Source organism: Psychromonas arctica, from assembly GCF_038155225.1.
Classification (GTDB): Bacteria; Pseudomonadota; Gammaproteobacteria; order Enterobacterales; family Psychromonadaceae; genus Psychromonas; species Psychromonas arctica_B.
In genome coordinates this window covers 71,140-86,726 of the sequence record NZ_JBAKBA010000002.1, presented here as the reverse complement: position 1 = coordinate 86,726, position 15,587 = coordinate 71,140, and the positions used below count along the sequence as shown (strand labels likewise).

At 33.2% G+C, this 15,587-nt stretch carries 12 protein-coding genes; 7 read left to right on the top strand and 5 right to left on the bottom strand.

Annotated elements, in window-relative coordinates:
- Positions 1-178: 178 nt before the first annotated feature.
- Complete coding sequence (locus V6255_RS01540) at positions 179-916, bottom strand: hypothetical protein (protein ID WP_341626563.1); 738 nt, start codon at positions 914-916, stop codon at positions 179-181.
- A gap of 31 nt (positions 917-947) precedes the next feature.
- Positions 948-1,226 carry a DUF2960 domain-containing protein gene (locus V6255_RS01535; protein ID WP_025564440.1) on the bottom strand — a complete coding sequence of 93 codons (279 nt, stop codon included), beginning with the start codon at positions 1,224-1,226 and terminating at the stop codon, positions 948-950.
- A 366-nt stretch (positions 1,227-1,592) separates the two neighbouring features.
- Here V6255_RS01535 and V6255_RS01530 point away from each other — a divergent pair, with 366 nt between their 5' ends.
- On the top strand, positions 1,593-3,317 hold the full coding sequence (locus V6255_RS01530; RefSeq protein ID WP_341626562.1) for an AMP-binding protein: 1,725 nt from the start codon (positions 1,593-1,595) through the stop codon (positions 3,315-3,317).
- A gap of 382 nt (positions 3,318-3,699) precedes the next feature.
- Here the strand turns inward: V6255_RS01530 and V6255_RS01525 are convergent, their stop codons facing one another.
- Both V6255_RS01525 and V6255_RS01520 read right to left on the bottom strand, forming a co-directional pair.
- On the bottom strand, positions 3,700-5,790 hold the full coding sequence (locus V6255_RS01525; protein ID WP_341626561.1) for a TonB-dependent siderophore receptor: 2,091 nt from the start codon (positions 5,788-5,790) through the stop codon (positions 3,700-3,702).
- Positions 5,791-6,530: 740 nt separating this feature from the next.
- Entirely contained in the window at positions 6,531-7,421 is an 891-nt protein-coding gene (locus tag V6255_RS01520) for a Fe(3+) dicitrate ABC transporter substrate-binding protein (protein WP_341626560.1), read from the bottom strand.
- A gap of 582 nt (positions 7,422-8,003) precedes the next feature.
- Between V6255_RS01520 and V6255_RS01515 the strand changes: the two genes are divergently transcribed.
- The 4 genes from V6255_RS01515 (at position 8,004) to V6255_RS01500 (ending at position 11,425) form a co-directional block, all read left to right on the top strand.
- Entirely contained in the window at positions 8,004-9,158 is a 1,155-nt protein-coding gene (locus V6255_RS01515) for an MFS transporter (protein ID WP_341626559.1), read from the top strand.
- A 225-nt stretch (positions 9,159-9,383) separates the two neighbouring features.
- On the top strand, positions 9,384-9,518 hold the full coding sequence (locus V6255_RS01510; RefSeq protein WP_341626558.1) for a hypothetical protein: 135 nt from the start codon (positions 9,384-9,386) through the stop codon (positions 9,516-9,518).
- Positions 9,519-9,888: 370 nt separating this feature from the next.
- Entirely contained in the window at positions 9,889-10,167 is a 279-nt protein-coding gene (gene ppiC / locus V6255_RS01505; protein ID WP_025564430.1) for a peptidylprolyl isomerase PpiC, read from the top strand.
- Positions 10,168-10,537: 370 nt separating this feature from the next.
- Complete coding sequence (locus V6255_RS01500; protein WP_341626557.1) at positions 10,538-11,425, top strand: J domain-containing protein; 888 nt, start codon at positions 10,538-10,540, stop codon at positions 11,423-11,425.
- Positions 11,426-11,867: 442 nt separating this feature from the next.
- Here the strand turns inward: V6255_RS01500 and V6255_RS01495 are convergent, their stop codons facing one another.
- Entirely contained in the window at positions 11,868-13,718 is a 1,851-nt protein-coding gene (locus V6255_RS01495; RefSeq protein ID WP_341626556.1) for a sigma 54-interacting transcriptional regulator, read from the bottom strand.
- Between the two features lie 377 nt (positions 13,719-14,095).
- Here V6255_RS01495 and cynS point away from each other — a divergent pair, with 377 nt between their 5' ends.
- Positions 14,096-14,536: a cyanase gene (gene cynS / locus V6255_RS01490; RefSeq protein WP_341626555.1), complete on the top strand. Its 441-nt coding sequence runs from the start codon at positions 14,096-14,098 to the stop codon at positions 14,534-14,536.
- 141 nt (positions 14,537-14,677) lie between these two features.
- Positions 14,678-15,499 (top strand): formate/nitrite transporter family protein, encoded by an 822-nt coding sequence (locus V6255_RS01485; RefSeq protein ID WP_341626554.1) that lies wholly within the window; start codon positions 14,678-14,680, stop codon positions 15,497-15,499.
- The last annotated feature ends 88 nt before the right edge of the window (positions 15,500-15,587 follow it).

Here is a 15,587-nt window from a genome sequence, read left to right as displayed (position 1 = left end):
TCATAAAGAAGCAATCACTAATGCAGGAACAATAAGTGATGTGAATGAGTGGCTAATACCGTTAAACGTCAACATTTTATGGGAAGTCTATTAGTAACGGGAAGTTAATACCTAACACATTAAATAAGTTATTTTAACCAGTAAAATAGGGCAGTTAATTAATGTAATTGGTATAAGTTTACTTTGAATAAATTTGCTGCAGTGAAGACCATTCAATATCTTCCCAACTATCAGGGTTAGGCCATTGTTCAGGGGAAGCTGTTAAATCAAAATATTCAACCTTAGTGACTGGATCTCCTTCAAATACATTATCGACCACAATCTTTGAATTTGGGGCAGTGCAAATGGTTAAAACAGTTTTAATCTGTAATAATAATTTAGGATCAATCTTGTCATTCTGACTTTCATAATCATAAATAACTCTAATGCTTTTTTGTTTAGAAACAGGGTGTTTTAATAATAAAAAATATAATAAACCACCGTGTTTTGTCTCTTTAAAACACTTCACTGATTTTACTTTATAGCGTTCAGCTTGTATTTTTTGCGCCGCTAAGTCAGCCTTAACATAGGTATAACCACTTTCAGAGGTTGATAACCATTTCCTCGTTGAATTAAAAGCAAATAATCCTGCAACAACAACGGCTATAGGGAATATAACTGTTGAATAATCACTACTAATACCAATATCGATAGAAGCAAAGGTAGTCAATATTAAGCTACTGAGAAACCAAAGAATACAAAAGCCAAACAATGAAAACACCCAAAATACAGCGGTATTGAGGGCCGCTTTAAGGTAGCGTTTTTTAGGTGCTGGTAACGTACCCAATACTTGAGCTAAATAGAGATGTTCTATTTCGTTCATCTCACGTAAGTGTTCAGTGTTTGTATTGTTACTCTGGTTATTAGTCTCGTTCATATAGCGCTATCCACCATGATATTGAGTGAACTTATTTTTCTTTCTTCTCTTTATTTTCTTTATCTTTAGTTTCGTCTCTTACAAATTTTATTTCTGAAAAGCCCATGCGTTCAAATTCATTTGCACGGTAGTTTTTCATTATACCTTGACCACGTGAACTCATTTCAAGTTGCTTTTCCATCGCCCAAAACGATTTTAAATCAACACCTTCTGCAGCGGCTACCGCTTCAAAAATATCAAAGTGTTGGCTGAATGAAAATGCGATGGTTTTTTTAGTGCCTTGATAAAAATAAGTTACTTGGCGTGCCATAAAATTGTCTCTATAAATAAAAAAAAGGATTTTAACACAGCTTTAAGTGTTGCTATAACATCCTTTTAAATTTAATGAATGATATGCCTGTAATGAAGGCGGAAAGGCTATAAATAGTGAAAATGATTATTTATTATGCAATTTGAAAATATCCTATTTATCTTAAAGTGGCTGTTTTAGGCATTATGGATAATTTAATCCTTGAAAGTGTTATAAGACTCTGATAATCGGCATTGCATTGCGCATTTTAGTCGTTTTACGTTAGCTTATTGATATAATGTTCATAAACTACTCAATCAATTATTGAATCCTGATATTAGTAATTATTCACGAATCAATCGTTTACTCAAATATAAAGGCTTTAATATGTCGCTTAATCTTTCCCACAACAACTTAATGTCTTTAGCTGATCATACATTTAAAAAGTACGCGTCAAATGCGTTTGTATGTAATGTAGGTGAAGATGATTTAACTTATCAAGAAGCACAACAAAAAGTTATTCAACTGCAGGCAATGTTTAAAGATTTAGGATTAAAGCAAGGTGATAAAATTGCGATATGCAGTGAGAATATGCCACAGTGGGGAATTGTTTATTTAGCGATTACTGCAATGGGCGCGATCGCAGTTCCTATTTTACCGGACTTTCACACTAATGAAATTCATCACATTATTAAACATTCTGAAGTAAAAGCTATTTTTGTTTCCCATAAGTTAAGTGCTAAATTAAACGAAGATGATTTTAGTTCAAGTTTATCTTATGTTTTCTCATTAGAAACGTTTGATTTAATTGAAGATAAAACACCTAAGCATTCAGAATTTTTTGTTAAAGGTGTGCAAACGATTGCGCAAATGAAGGACAAAGCAATAAAGTTTGCAAAACAAAAGAAACTGCTAAAAATGAGTGAGATAGATAATACGCTCACAATTAATCCAAACGATCTTGCGGTGATTATTTATACGTCAGGGACAACAGGGCAATCTAAAGGGGTTATGTTAAGTCATTACAACTTAATGTCTCAACTTTACCAAGCTAACACGCTAACAGATATACACGAAAAAGATCGTTTCCTGTCTATATTACCTTTAGCGCATACTTTTGAATGTTCGGTTGGTTTCTTAGTGCCTTTTTCAAATGGTGGATCTATCCATTATATTAATCGTGTACCTTCGCCAAAAATTATCTTAGCGGCAATGCAAACCGTTAAACCAACGTGTATGTTAAGCGTACCCTTAGTCATTGAGAAAATTTACAAAAACAAAATATTAGTTGAGTTTAATAAAAATAAATTGACTAAGTATTTATATAACAATGTTGGTTTTGTGCGTAAAAAACTTAATAAAATAGCAGGTCAAAAACTGATGGAAAGTTTTGGTGGTGAAATGAAATTTTTTGGTATTGGCGGCGCTAAATTATCAAGCTACGTAGAGCAGTTTTTATTAGAAGCTAACTTTCCTTATGCGATTGGTTATGGATTAACGGAAACAGCACCCATTATTGCCGGTGCTGTTCCTGGGAATACTCGTTTAGGCACAACAGGAATATTTGTACCTGATATGGAATATCGATTCATTAAGCAAAATGAAGAAGATAAAGAAGGTGAGTTACACGTTCGCGGTCCTAATGTCATGTTGGGTTATTACAAGGAAGAAGAACGTACCAAAGAAGTGTTAGATGAGGATGGTTGGTTTAATACTGGTGATTTAGGTTATGCGGATGAAATGGGGATTTTAACCATTAGTGGCCGTACTAAAAATGTAATCATCAGCTCTAGTGGTGAAAATATTTACCCAGAATCCATTGAAAACGTGATCAATCGTCATCCTTTAGTCATTGATTCAATGGTCTATGAGTTAGATAAAAAACTCGTTGCTAAAATTTACATCGATTATGACTTGTTTGATGAGCAACATAACCTTAAAACTGAAACTGATTCAGACTTACACAAAGAGATCCTTGTATTGTTAGAAGACATTAAAAATGAATCAAATGGACTGTTATCTTCATTCTCTAAATTGAACTCAGTGGTTGAACAAACAGAACCTTTTATCAAAACACCAACCAAGAAGATTAAACGTTATATGCACATGTAACCGAGTAAAAAAGATGTAAGTAACCTCAGTTCTAGATAAGCAAAGCGATACAACACTGCTATTTCTGCGTTAAATTATCTCTCAATAACCAATTATTGCTTCAATAATTCGTCTTGAACTACGCAAAACTAACGGCACTGTAGAGTAAAAAATATAACCTTATGATTTTAAATGTAATTTTGCTTTCATTAACCAGAATTGAGGTTAAGTAGTTAATATCAAATCAATTAAATAATTTAGCTTAACAAAATTAAGTAAGCAATTATTGATAGGCTAATCTGCTTATTAACTTACGAATAAAAAAGGGACCAATAAATTTATTTATTGGTCCCTTTTTTCTATTAAATATTTATGTTTCAATTCTAAATTTTATTAATCAGATTTAGAATTTATAACCAAGATTTAAAGATACAGAGCGTCCTGGTGCTGGTATCCGTCCAATGGCAGAAACATCTAACCCTCTAAAGTAATAGTCGTTATCGAATGCATTATTTAAGGCGAGACTCGCTGTTAAGCTTTGTGTCCCTTTCTTATATAATTCAGTTGCCGCTGTTAAATTAACGACAGTATAAGCTGGTAATTCACCGACTTCACCCGTTTCATCTTCCTCAACAGTATTTGCTGAGTCAGAAAATGCTTTACTGTAATAGTAGGCACTTAAACCTAAATCAATATCGTTATAGTTGTAAAAAGCACTTGCAGAGAGTTGATGTTTTGAAGCATCTTGAAGTTGATTACCTTTGTTATCACCTTCAAGTTGTTCTGTATCAAGATAGTTGTAAGAAGCTCGTAAGGTTAATTCTGGTAAGTTTTCTGGTGAAAACTGTCCTTCAATTTCAACCCCTTGGCTACGAGTTTTACCAATATTTTCAAATTGTGTACCGGTACTGTTCGACTCTATTTTATCTTTATTATCAATGCGGTATAAAGTTAAGTTAATGCTGCTATTATGCGTTGGTGTAAAACGAGTCCCTATTTCATAGTTCCATGAAATTTCAGGGTCTATTGAATCAATTTGTGTTGTGCTTGTTAAATGTGATACTTGTGGTGTACGTAATGACTTTTGTGCATTTGCAAAAGCAAACCATTGCTCAGATAACGTATAACCTAGTGTTAAACTAGGTAACACTTCTTTAATGTGCTGTTTTTGTTGTGCGCCGGAGACAACTTCATTATAAGACAAATTAACATCTTCGTATCTTACGCCAGGGGTTACTACAAAACGGTCATCAAAAAATCCAATTTTATTACTTACGTAATAAGCCATTGCATTAGTGGTTACTTTTCTATTGCGTATTAGTCTTGGTTCGGTCACACCATCATAAAAAAATCGATTAAGACTTTGATCAATATCTTCATGTACATAACGAGTCCCAACTATCCAATCTTGTGTTATCTCCCCATCAATAAAAGCTGTTGCTCTAGGTTCAATTCCAAAAATCTCAAACTCTCGTGGGGCAGTATGGAATAGTGTTGGAGGAGTTAAAGTATTGGCATCATTTTCAAATGAAAATTCTCGGTCACTTTTATTAGCAAAAGTGATCAAATCAAATTCAGCATAATCAGCAATACCAATATCACCTAATATTTGATTGTAAGTTGTTGATAAACGGATGGTGTTAGCATCAAATGCATCGTTAGTACGTAATGATTGAATTCTATCTTCTTTATAGGCTGCTGGATTTAAGGCTCCAGGTAATTCTGTATCTGCCTCATAATATTGTAGAGTTGTTGCTAATGATTTGTCATCACTAATTTTCCAATTTGTTTGTAACATCCAATTCTGCACATCTGTATCAGAGTGATCTCTAAATGATTCTCCGCTTAAAATATTACCACTAAAACGAATATCAAAATATTCATTAACTGAACCACCCGTGCTAAAAGAAGTATCATAAAGTACTTTTTTGTTGCCGAAAAAAGTTACCTTTTCATTTAAACTTGTTGTCCATACTTCTGGAATAGGTTTAGAAATAAGATTAATAACACCACTTACATTATTAGGACCGTATTGCACTGCTGAACCACCACGTACAACATCAATACGATCAATCATTTCTAAGGTTGCAGGAAATAAAGATTGCCCATTATGACTGTACGGAGCAAGACTTAGAGGAATACCGTCTAATAAGAATTGAGCATGGCCACTACGGCTTGATGTTACACCACGTATAGATACATTAGGTAGAACACCTGTACCTGTTTCATCTAAGATCTTTACACCCGGTATTTGTTGAAGGGCTGTATCAATAGATCGAGCGCCTGTTTTTTCCAATTCTTTTGATGTTAAAATACTACGGCTACCTGTAAATAATTTAATATCTTCAACTTCAGAGTTACCTAAAACACTCGCCGTAACAACAATTGGTTCAATTTTATCTGCTTCATCTGCTTGTACATAGCTTGAGATAAGTCCTGTAGCAATAGCAACTGAGAGCGTTGTCATTTTGAAGTGAACTGTTTTACCTTTCATTCTTTATTTCCTTATAGCTTATAGTGAGTTTTTTAGGCTATTTTTTAACACTTTAAATAATAGTTTTTGAGTCTTTTCTATTAAAGTAATAGAGCCATCTTCAACATGCTTTTTGAGTAGTTTGAATATTAAAATTAACAACAAATAAATTTATGTGGTTGCATTTAAATTAGAATTAATTCTACTCGTAACACATCAAAAATTAATGAAAGAGGACATAAGTTAAAACCTTTCATTTATCTATTAATGAATTTGAGGATAGATTTATGAAGAACCAGTATTTTAGTGATAAATAATATCTCTATTAATAAAAGCTAATGATAATCAATTTCATTTGGATCGCAAGGATTATTAACTATTGTTTTGTAAATAGATGAAGATTTGTTTATTGACGATCAGGTCATTGATAATAATTGTCTTTAAATAAAAGATATTTTTTAAAGTTAACTGTTAAGTTATTGATATTGCTTCAATAATTTTATTTTTCATTACTTAATTTGATCAAGTGTTAATTATTCAAAGTTACTTTCTTGGTGTGCTTGTTAATACAGATCGAGATGCCTTTTAATAAAGCAGATTTATCTCAGCGATTAGGGACAATTAGATAGATATCTCGCTTCAGGAGTAGCAAGCTTTAAATTGTCTAAAAATTATTGGCTTACAATGAAAGTTAAGATTTTTCATTGCTGAAAATCATAATGTAGTTACACCGTGTTTAAATCGACCTAAACACCTAAGTATTATTTGTTATTGAATTCAGTAATTTCTTTTGCAATTGCTTCAGCAGCTAAAACACCACTACTTAATGACCATATATTGGGAGATGTTGTAATTAACTGGCCTGATTTTGCGACAGCTAATAACTTCCAAAGTGGATTTTTTTTCCATTTATCGATAACGGTTGTTTGAGTATATTGCCCTACAAATAACCAATCAGGGTTTGTTTTTAACAGCTGCTCAAAGCTTGTTTGTAAGTAAGCTTTTTTGGAATTATTAATTAACGAACTGTTTAATCCTAATGCTTTAATAACACTGCCAGCATAAGCATATTGACTATGCATCCACATTCCTTTGTCGCTGATAATGGCAAACTGATATGTTTCTTCTGTATTAAGTTGATCTTTAAAATCAGACATTAATTGGTAGTGTTGTTTCAATCGTAAATTTACGACTTCAGTTTTATCAATGGCAGCTGCAATTTTTTGTGCTTCTATTAAATTCTCACGGTAAGTTACGCCTCTACTTTTAAGCATCAATGTTGGCGCTATAAGCGATAAACCATTGTAGATAGAGCTGTGGCGACCACTATCGGCAATGATTAAATCAGGTTTAAGATCTGAAATCGCTTCTAAACTAGGTTGGTAACGAGAGCCAACTGATTTCCAATCACTAATGAGGTTTCGAACGCTTTTAATGATCCGTGTTTTATCGCCATCATCAGCGATACCCACAGGAGAAACGCCTGCAATAGCAAGTGCATCGACGAACGAGAAGGCCAACACAACAATACGCTTAGGTGTTTTCTCAAGTGTTAATGTGCCTGATTGGTGTTTAATAGTGACGGCGTTAACTTGATAACTAAAAAAAATGAGTAGCAGGGCTAATAATATTGAAGGTAAGCGAAAGAACATCTTTAAATCCATTTAATAACTATATGAAAATGATAACTGTTATCGTGTATGATGTCATTAGATTTTATGAGATATAATGGTTGTTTGTCATTATGGGTTTGTAATTATTAATGTTATTTAAATCTAATATGGTCTAGATAAATTAAAGTATTTTTTAGTAAATATTATCATCTGCTCATAATTCAATAAATGTTGTTGTTTGAAAAATTACATTTACATATATACCCGTTACCACTCAAGCTGCAACATTCAGCAAGCAGTTGAGTGAACAGGTTCTAAGCAAAAAGAGAACGATCTAACGAGTTAAATCGACACTTTCTAACCACTAATATGTTTGCTTTAGAGCTTGCCTTCTAAGTCGTTAGGATGAAAACTAACTCTACGTTGCAACCTTCAATAAGGACTCGTCATTGTCATTATGTTACGCCATGATTTGGATTCCAAGCTAACGACTGAACAAGCACCTTGAGCGATAACGGTTATATACCAATAATTTAAAGTCATTGTATATAAAAGATTGCTTTATCTATTGGGAAAAAAGAATAACCAAAAGATCATCTTATTTTTAATTTAGAGTATGTCATGCGCATTGTTTATATTATTTTATTTTGTCATTTCTTAACTGCTTTTACTGCATTAGGTATGCCTTTATTTATGCCGAGAATGTTAAGTAGTCTGATTGAAGGTGAATCGCAATACTTGATAGGTGTCATGTTTATTGTTCCACCTTTGTGTGCTGCGTTAACTGCTCCTTGGTGGGGGCGTTTTGCAGATAAATATGGTAAGAAAAAGTCGTTATTAAGGGCGCAAGGTGGACTAACAATTGGTTTTTTATTATCAGGGTTTGCAGATAACTTATGGCTATTTTGTTTTGGTTTAATAGTACAAGGCATCAGTGGCGGAACACTTGCTGCCTCAAATGCTTACCTTAGCAGTCAATATAAAGGCTTAGCATTAGCTAAAAGTCTTAATTTAACACAGTTTTCAGCTCGTTTAGCATTAGTAACTGGCCCTATCTTATTAGGGTTATTTACACAAATAGCTGAACCGTTAAATATCTATCGTTATTTATCCTTATTACCTTTGAGTGCATTGTTAGTAAGCCTGTTTTTGCAAAGAGACGATTTAAAAAGTAAGACAATTGTTGACTTGAAAAATAAGAAAAACCAAAAAAACATTGTTACTCAATTACTTTTTTTACAGTTTCTATTTTGTTTTTCAATGGTGGTAACTTTCCCTTATTTCTTACCTTATGTACAAACATTAGGAAAATGTAGTGATAGCATGGTTGGGTTTTATTATAGCTTGCCTCATCTTGTGTATTTATTATTTGTGTTTTTTATCGGAAAATTAACTTTATCGGCACAAAAGCAAAGTTTATTTGGTTTTTCTCTATTAGGGATAGCTTGTATGGGACAGTTTAGTTTACAGAATATGGATAGTCTTATCTATTACCGCCTATTATTTGGTTTAGGTATGTTGCTTTGTTATAGCGGTTTACATTTACTACTCACCCAACAATTACAACAGCATCCAGCAGGATTGTTTTTCGGACGGTTTGATGCGTGGGGAAAATGGGCTGGCGTTTTAGCTGGATTAATGGCGAGTTTTATTGCTCATTATTTCTCTCTTCATTGGCCTTTTTTAATATCTAGCTTCGCTTGTTTAATCGCTATTGTCATTTTAGTAACTGACACTAAACAATCGTTTACTCAGAGCAATTTGACCATCGATTAATTACCTTTCTAAGGAATATTTCAAATAAAATTCAGTTACCGATCACATATTATTTAACCTCTTTAAATCCTTCGCTTGAATCCCGCTTTATCCTGATTCAAATCAAAGTTGTTAATGCTTTCTTTAAATATATTGTCACTACGTAGTTAGTACGCAATAACAATATAGCGACTACCTGCATTGTATTAACAAATGTTAATACTCAATGTCATTAAGGAGCTAAGAATGGAATTTTTCGCTATGTTATTGGATGATCCCGTTGTGGCGGCAGGTGTCGCAGTGATTGTCAGTACAACTTTTATTATTGGTTATATTGCTTATTATTTTATTAAAAATGTCATTAATTCTAAACCTCGTTAGTTTTAGCGAATCATTTTATGCTTGTTTGGTTGAGATTTAATAATGGTTTGAACGTTTTTTTATTGTTAATAATGACTGATCAATTTAGTGAGGTTATTGATAATGAGTGCATCCATCCATTACTCAATATAGCAGTATTGAACAGAGAAATGCTCAAGATTAAAATGATGAGTCATCGTTTTAATTATTTAAAGGTGTATAGATTCCCCTTTAAGCATTTATTAGACGGTTATTAACTTCTTTAAACTCCTTTTAGTGACAACTTCCTTCGCCGCTTAACCACACTAATAGTTATCAGTGAATAATAGTTATTAGCTAAAATACAGGTATAATTATGAAAAGTAATATTGTCTAAAAAGAGATTTAAATCATGGCTAAAACCGCATCAGCACTTCATATCCTAGTAAAACATCAAGACAAAGCAGAAGATATTATTGCTCAGTTAAAGAAGGGCGCTAAATTTCAAACGTTAGCAAAGAAATATTCTACTTGCCCGTCAGGCAAAAAAGGAGGTGATTTAGGCGAATTCAAAAAAGGTCAAATGGTACCTGCTTTTGATAAAGTCTGTTTTACTGCTGAATTAATCACCCCACATCTCGTAAAAACAAAGCATGGTTGGCATGTAGTCAAAGTATTATATAGAACTTAAGTCGTTATTTATTTTATGTAGTTCCGTTTAAAATTTATTTTCTATGAGCCTTTGCGATTTCTAAAATTTGCACTTTTTTTTCAGTGCTTTTTGTTGTACTTCTTTATCTTAGATATTTCATTATTTTTCTAATCATAAAGAAGTAATTATATTATAAAATGATGTTTTTCATTTATTTTTTAAGATATCTATTTGTTTTATGGTTGTTTTATGGTTATTTTTTTGATTTTAATGTTTCTGAGTGTCACAATCAGTTTATTAAAGATGGATCTAAATTCAGATGTGAAATGATGGTTAAATAATGACAAAAATAATAGGCGTCATATTGAATCATTAATCCCAATACCTAGCTAATAAGTGCCTCATTAAAATGAATAACCATGATATTTTAGGGACAAATGACTCTTGGTCAAATAAAGCGATCAGAAAACAATTCAAATTGTTATCGCTTAAAATCCATCCGGATAAGTCTGGAACAAGTGAATTATTTAAAATTGTTCATATTGCTTATAAAAAAGTAATGAACGGTGGAGGTAACGAGCATTTTGTTTATTTGCCTTCTGAAGAAGTTGCCGTCGATGAAACAACACTAGATCCGGAATCATTAAAGATTCAAGTTCTTCAGTTGATCGAAGAAGTTAGAATTAAAACAGATTGTTTAGATGAAGCTAATGCACAAATTCGTAAGCTTACTGCTGACTCAGATGTCTCTAAAATTGCAGGACAGTTAAAGTTAGCATTAAGTGCTTTATTTATTATGATTGTTGGAGGTTCATTATTACTGATGTCAAATTGGAATAATGTCGATCAATCAATAAGCCCATCGACTCGCTTTTTTCTTAGTACTATGCCTAAGACGTTACCTGAAATACCTAAACTGTTACTTAAATCTAAAAAGCGTGATTGGAGTGATGTCCCTGGATACTCCAAAGAGGGAGATTTTGGAGACTTCATTCTTATTACTGAGCTAGGTATTCCAACGTTAATGTTTAAAATTGATCAAACATTATATAGCAGTGAGCAAAAAGCAAAATTAAGAAATGAAAAACACGGTTCTTGTGAAGCGGCATTAGGTATTAATGATTATCAAAAAGTGGGGCTAATAAATCCATTTGCTAGAGCAACCATCGATTCTGATTTTGTATTCTCTATTTGGTTATTCGATAGTGTTGACCTTGAGATATTTAAAGACTTTAAAACACTCACGTTAATTTGTGATGACTTGATTTACAGTGCAGAGTTAGAGCTGAAAAAATAAGCGCTATTTGCAAGTTAACTTAATCAATTATGAAAGTATTAAAAGCATTCATATACATTGCTTTATAGTTATACCAAAAGAATTAATAAGGTGATCATTCTTGCTGGTTAAAATTACCCCTAACTGCGTTCTGAGTTTTGAAGTGAGAACAACTATCTTCTACAACTCACGCCTTCTTAGCGTTAATTTTTCCTGCGCAATTTCTGAACACTTATTTAATTCCATTGGTATTATCGAAATGTAAATTATTTTAGTTTAATAGGAAAAGTAATCAATACTATTATATCTGCTTTTCCTATTTCTTCTTCATTATCATATAATTAACTCAAAGCAGCGTTAAGTTACTCATATAGCGCTTTACGCACCAATAAACTAGCTCATGGAATCTCGTTTTATTCAAAAACCTGATATGAAAATTAATGACCCTAGTTAATTTTTTCATTTAAACAAATACTAGTCGGTTAATCGCGTATTTTTTGAGTTTAGAACTTAAGGTTGTAGGTTTTAATCCCAATAACGCTGCTGCACCATCTTCACCGTAAATTTTGCCATTACAATCTTTTAAAGCTTGTTCTAAATTGCTTTTCTCCAATTGTTTATGTTGTATTGCACTGATTACATTGGTATTAAGATTTCGGTCAATATTGATATTGCTTCTATTTGCCTCTTTGCCTAAAAAGTCAAAACTTAATTTATTACTTTTAGACAGAATGATCTGGCGTTCAATAATGTTTTCAAGCTCACGAATATTGCCCGGCCATGCATAATCTTGTAAATATTGCATTTGCGATAAGGAGACTTTAGGTGTTGATTGATTGAGTTGTAAACAAATCTTATCGATGAAGTGTTTTACTAATAAAGGTAAATCATCTATTCGTTCTCGCAATGGTGGTGATTTAATAGGGAATACATTTAACCTAAAATACAGATCTTCTCTAAACTTGTTTTTTTCAACTAATTTTTTTAAATCTCTGTTGGTTGCTGCAATCACTCTCACATCAACATGGCGTGTTTTAGATTCACCGACACGTTCAAATTGTTGTTCCTGTAATACTCGTAATAATTTCCCCTGTAGTTGTAGTGGTATTTCGCCTACTTCATCTAAAAAGATAGTGGCACCATCGGCTAACTCAAAGCGTCCGACTCGATCTGTAATTGCCCCAGAGAAAGCGCCTTTAACGTGGCCAAAAAATTCACTTTCAAATAATTCTGATGGAATGGCTGCACAGTTAACGCGAATGAGTGGCCTTACATTACGTTGACTGGCTTCATGGATAGATCGCGCAATAAGCTCTTTACCTGTACCCGATTCTCCAACAATTAACACATTGGCATTAGTCGGGGCGACTAATTCGATTTGGTTCATCATATGTTTGATTTTAATACTTTTACCAATCATGTATTGATGATTAAAATCTGCATTTATCTCTTCAAGTAGATAAGCATTTTCCATCTCTAAGCGTTGTTTAAGGGCATCAACTTCTTTTAGTGCTGTTAATAGTTTATCTTGAATTCGTTTACGTTCGGTGATATCTCGAAAGATAACGACCGCACCGATTAAAGAACCCTCTTCAGTGAGCGGGGTACTGGTATATTCCACTGGAATCGGTTTGTTTGTTTTCGACCAAAATACTTCGTTATCAACACTGTGTACGGCTCCGTCATTAAAAGCTTCATAAATAGGGCAGGTATGTACTTCATAGTGACTGCCATTAAGGTGTGAGTGATGAATAATGTCATGTATTTTCTTACCCATTAATTCGGGTTTAGTCCAACCTAGGATTTGTTCGGCAGCTTCATTCACAAAAGTGGTTTTACCTTGTGAATCTACACCGTATATACCATCACCGACGGCTGTCAGCAAAAGTTGATTCTGTCGTTCTATTTGCTCGAAAATAGTTTCATCTTTATTCCAATGAAAAAATCCAGACTGATAATTAGATTCAATAATCGCGTTAAAGTGGCGTTTAAACGTTATGTGGTTATCTTCGCAGCTCAATAAAATATTGCACTCTAATTGAGTTGCATTGATTCCTAAATATATAGTTTTATGTTCTATATCAATACTCAAATCACTACTCCAAGCTGAACCTTGAGTTAACACTTGTTGCGTAAATAAATGTAACTTGTCTATGCAGCTTTGGAATAGCTGAGTGACTTTCTTTTGTCTTAAATCTCTTTCGTTTAATCCAAATGTTTTTTCAGCTAATTGGTTAACAGCCAATACTTGGTCGTTGATCGGGTCAATCAGTAACATGGCTGTTGGAGCATTTAAGAACAGTTGGTTCAACATATTAAGCACAGCCTTATTTTATATTCAAAATTAATAGCTTATGGCAAAGCAACTATTAAGCCAAATCAACGATATTTCGTTGCATTAGCAACTTTAAATCGTTGCTCAACGTTTTTTCGTGGTTAATTGTTTCATTAAGTATTTTTAAATTGATTAAAAAACAATAAGTTAATGATTTCTTGTCTATTGGCATACTTAATGCAATGTATAAACATAGACAACTATTAATTTAATAAAGAAGGTTGTCAGCAGTGGTGTAACGAGATGTTAGATAATAGTGGTTGATATTTTTGCACCATTATCGGGCGGTTTAATCTTAATTATCGTGCTATTTCATACATTCCAAAACGGTAAATAAAAAACAGTAAGGAAAGAAAATGAAAAAAATTGATGTAACAGAAGCAATATTTGCAATTAAAAAAGACAGAGAGCTAACGTGGGAAGCTATTTCTGATGCGATAGGTATGTCTATTGTATGGACGACCTCTGCTTGCTTAGGTATGAACAGCTTTACTGAAGAAGCGGCTGATAAATTGATTAAATACTTAGACTTGCCCGTGGATAGCAAAGCGACTTTGCTGGAGAATCCAACAAAAGAATGGGACAAAGCCGTACCGCAAGATCCACTAATTTACCGCCTTTACGAAGTCGTTGGTGTTTATGGCGATACGTTAAAAGAAGTAATTCAAGAAAAATTTGGTGATGGCATCATGAGTGCGATCGATTTCACTATGGATGTAGATAAACAAGAAGATCCAAAAGGTGATCGTGTAATTGTCACGCTTAATGGGAAATTCTTACCTTATAAAGCTTGGTAAACGGTTTAAAGATTAAAGTAATAAAAGAAGTAATAAAAGTACGCAAGGATTGTTCCTCAACAAGTATGTTGAATATAAAGGTAAGTGATTTGTTAATGTATTTTATATAAATACTTACCACATAATAAAAGTGAGAAAATTATGTCTTATTTAGAACCTACAGAATTTGTTACAAAAATGGTTGATACTGGTGAATCAAAAGTTTTCATGTCAACTAAAGATACGTTAATACGCGCATTTATGGCCGGGGCTATATTAGGGTTAGCGGCAGTCTTTGCAATTACTGTTGCTACAAAAACGGGCAGTCCAATATTAGGGGCTTGTTTATTCCCTGTTGGCTTCATCATGTTGTATCTAATGAAGTTTGATTTGTTAACTGGTGTATTTACTTTAGTGCCGTTAGCGTTACTGGATAAACGTTCGGGCGTGACGCTTTCTGGTGTTATGCGCAACTGGGGGTTAGTGTTCATTGGTAACTTTGCAGGAGCGATGACGACTGCATTTATGATGTCATTTATTTTAACTTATGGTTATTCTGCTGATGGTGGTGCTATCGCTGCTAAAGTAAGTAGTATAGGTGAATCACGTACTTTAGGTTATCAAGCACATGGCGTTGGTGGTTGGTTTACTATCTTTATTCGTGGCATGTTATGTAACTGGATGGTGTCAATGGGCGTTGTTGGTGCATTAATTTCGACGTCTGCGGGTAGTAAAATGGCGGCAATGTGGATGCCTGTTATGCTGTTCTTTTACATGGGTTTTGAGCATTCAATTGTTAATATGTTTTTATTCCCATTCTCAATGATCATGGGTGGTGATTTTACTGTCTACGATTACTTATTATGGAATGAAATTCCAACGGTATTAGGTAATTTAGCTGGTGGTTTATTATTAGTTGGCTTACCGCTTTATTACACACACGTTAAAACATCAGCCGCTCGTAAAGTGTTGAACCGTGTTTAATCTTATTTCTTTATAGAGTCTATTTATTACAAAATGGTACTTTTAAGAAGAATACAGAATGTAGAAGCTAAAAACAGTTAAAATCTAT

Coding starts and splice junctions, on each gene's coding strand:
- V6255_RS01540 (WP_341626563.1), bottom strand. CDS start 916: ATGAACGAGACTAATAACCAGAGTAACAATACAAACACTGAACACTTA.
- V6255_RS01535 (WP_025564440.1), bottom strand. CDS start 1,226: ATGGCACGCCAAGTAACTTATTTTTATCAAGGCACTAAAAAAACCATC.
- V6255_RS01530 (WP_341626562.1), top strand. CDS start 1,593: ATGTCGCTTAATCTTTCCCACAACAACTTAATGTCTTTAGCTGATCAT.
- V6255_RS01525 (WP_341626561.1), bottom strand. CDS start 5,790: ATGAAAGGTAAAACAGTTCACTTCAAAATGACAACGCTCTCAGTTGCT.
- V6255_RS01520 (WP_341626560.1), bottom strand. CDS start 7,421: ATGTTCTTTCGCTTACCTTCAATATTATTAGCCCTGCTACTCATTTTT.
- V6255_RS01515 (WP_341626559.1), top strand. CDS start 8,004: ATGCGCATTGTTTATATTATTTTATTTTGTCATTTCTTAACTGCTTTT.
- V6255_RS01510 (WP_341626558.1), top strand. CDS start 9,384: ATGGAATTTTTCGCTATGTTATTGGATGATCCCGTTGTGGCGGCAGGT.
- ppiC (WP_025564430.1), top strand. CDS start 9,889: ATGGCTAAAACCGCATCAGCACTTCATATCCTAGTAAAACATCAAGAC.
- V6255_RS01500 (WP_341626557.1), top strand. CDS start 10,538: ATGAATAACCATGATATTTTAGGGACAAATGACTCTTGGTCAAATAAA.
- V6255_RS01495 (WP_341626556.1), bottom strand. CDS start 13,718: ATGTTGAACCAACTGTTCTTAAATGCTCCAACAGCCATGTTACTGATT.
- cynS (WP_341626555.1), top strand. CDS start 14,096: ATGAAAAAAATTGATGTAACAGAAGCAATATTTGCAATTAAAAAAGAC.
- V6255_RS01485 (WP_341626554.1), top strand. CDS start 14,678: ATGTCTTATTTAGAACCTACAGAATTTGTTACAAAAATGGTTGATACT.